This window comes from Acidisphaera rubrifaciens HS-AP3 (assembly GCF_000964365.1).
Taxonomy (GTDB): Bacteria; Pseudomonadota; Alphaproteobacteria; order Acetobacterales; family Acetobacteraceae; genus Acidisphaera; species Acidisphaera rubrifaciens.
Map to the genome: position 1 here is coordinate 1 of NZ_BANB01000612.1, position 2,225 is coordinate 2,225.

Sequence of the window (2,225 nt, forward strand, 5' to 3'; positions counted from 1 at the left end):
CGACCGGCACTATGTGCGGACCGCGCTGATCGACGCCGGATTCCACGTCGTCACCTGGGAGTCCGAAACGCTCCGCGAGGCGGCGCGTGGCGACGCGAGCGGGCTCCTCGTGGTCGCGCGGCGGCATCATGCCGCCTGACACGATCATGCCCGCCTGCGTGCCGTCGGTCGGTTGGCCGGACGGCGCGACGGATGACCGCGCGACGGATGACCGGGGGGCAATCGATCGGGCGGCGGACGGTCAGCCGGACGGCCCGGCAAACCCGCGCGCGGATCAAACGCGGGACACTCTGCCAGAGGGGCACGCCCACGGCGCGGTTGATGGCCACCCGGACGATGCCGCGGCCACCGCGCGGCGGCACGACGAGACCGGCGGTCTGCGCGCCTGCGCCGCGGCCCGGCTCAAACGCGGCGATGCGCCCGGCGCCATCCTGTCGCTTGCCCGCCTCTGTGCCCTGGCGCCCACCGATGTGGAGGCGTGGCACGGGTTCGCCTTCGCCCTGGCACTGGCCGGCGAGTATGCCGCCGCCGCCTGTGCGCTGGGGCGCGCCGCGTCCCTGGCGCCGCATCGTTTCGACATCGCCCGCCACTTCGTCGATGCCGCGTTCGAAGGCGGCGCCGACCACCTCGCCCGGGAGGAAACCGCTGCGCGGCTGCGGGCCGATCCGGCGGATCCGGTGGCGATTTTCATGGCCGCGCTCGTGCGCATGCAGGACGGCGGCATCAGCGAGGCGGCCGAACTGGCGGATGCCGCCAGCCTGTTGGCACCCGACGAGCCGGCGGCCGTCGCGCTGCTCGGCCGGATGCTGGTGCGCGGGCTTGACGTGGCACGCGCCCGCGATGTGCTCGAGCGCGCCGTCGCGATGACGCCCGACGACTGGGAGCTGGGAAACGACCTCGCGGTCGCCCTGCTGCGGGTCTATCGCTTCTCCGACGCCTGCGCGCGGCTCGAGGCGCTGATCGCACAGCACGGCGCCAACGACACGCTTCTGTGCAACCTGTCGAATGCGCGGCTCGCGCTCGGCGACCAGCCCGGAGCCTCCGCCGCGGCGGAGGCCGCCATCGCGCGGACGCCGGATGCGATCAACGGCAAGCGGGCGCTGCTCAACGTCCTCGCCTACACGCCCGGCATCACGGGCGCGGCCCTGCTGCAACAGGCGCGCCGGCTCGACCGCACGGAACAGCTGGCGGCACCGGCCCGCTGGCGCACGGGCGCCGACCCCGAACGCCGGCTACGCATCGGGTTGCTGTCCGGCACCCTGAAGGTCCATCCGGTCGGATGGCTCACGCTTGCCGGGATCGAGGCCCTCGACCGCGACGCGTTCTCGGTCGTGGCGCTCGCCCAGCACACCGCCACCGACTGGATCGCACGACGGTTCCAGGCCTGCACGGACTGGCATTCGATCGAGGGCATGGATGATGCCGCCCTTGCCCGTTACGCGCGGACGCTCGACCTCGACATCCTCATCGACCTCGGTGGCTATGGCGACCACGGGCGCATGAGTGCCTGCGCGCTGCGCCTCGCGCCGGTGCAGGTCAAATGGGTCGGCTCCCAGGCCCACAGCACCGGCCTGCGCGCGATGGACTGGTTCATCACCGATCGCTGGGAAACGCCGGACGGTCACGAGGCCGCCTACAGCGAGCGTCTGTTGCGGCTGCCCGATGGTTACGTCTGCTACCTGCCGCCGCCGGACGCGCCGCCCGTAGCACCGCTGCCGGCGCTGTCGCATGGCCACGTGACGTTCGGCTGTTTCAACAACCTCGCGAAGGTCAACCGCACGCTGATCGCCGCCTGGGCGGCGATCCTGCGGCGCGTGCCGACGGCGCGGCTGCGGCTGCGGACCCAGCAATTCGACGACCCGGATGTCGCCGACATGGTGCGCGGCCGCTTCCTCCGGCACGACATCGACCCGGACCGCCTCGACCTGGCCGGCAGCGCCTCGCACCGTGCGTTGCTCGACGACTACCGGCATGTCGACATCGTGCTCGACCCGTTCCCGTATTCCGGCGGCCTGACCACCTGCGAGGCGCTGTTCATGGGCGTGCCGGTCCTCACGCTGCCCGGCGACACGTTCGCCGGACGGCACAGCGCCAGCCATGTCGCGAATATCGGCCTTGCCGGCGACTGGGTCGCCACGGATCTCGACGACTACATCGATCGCGCCGTGCGGCATGCGGCCGATCCCGACCTCCTGGCCGCACTCCGCGCGGGGATGCGCCGCCGC

1 protein-coding gene is annotated in these 2,225 nt (G+C 72.5%); it reads left to right on the forward strand.

Annotation, left to right across the window (positions count from 1 at the left end):
- Positions 1-128: 128 nt before the first annotated feature.
- The coding region (locus B8460_RS15370) for an O-linked N-acetylglucosamine transferase, SPINDLY family protein (RefSeq protein WP_048862487.1) at positions 129-2,225 on the forward strand (2,097 nt) is incomplete at its 3' end.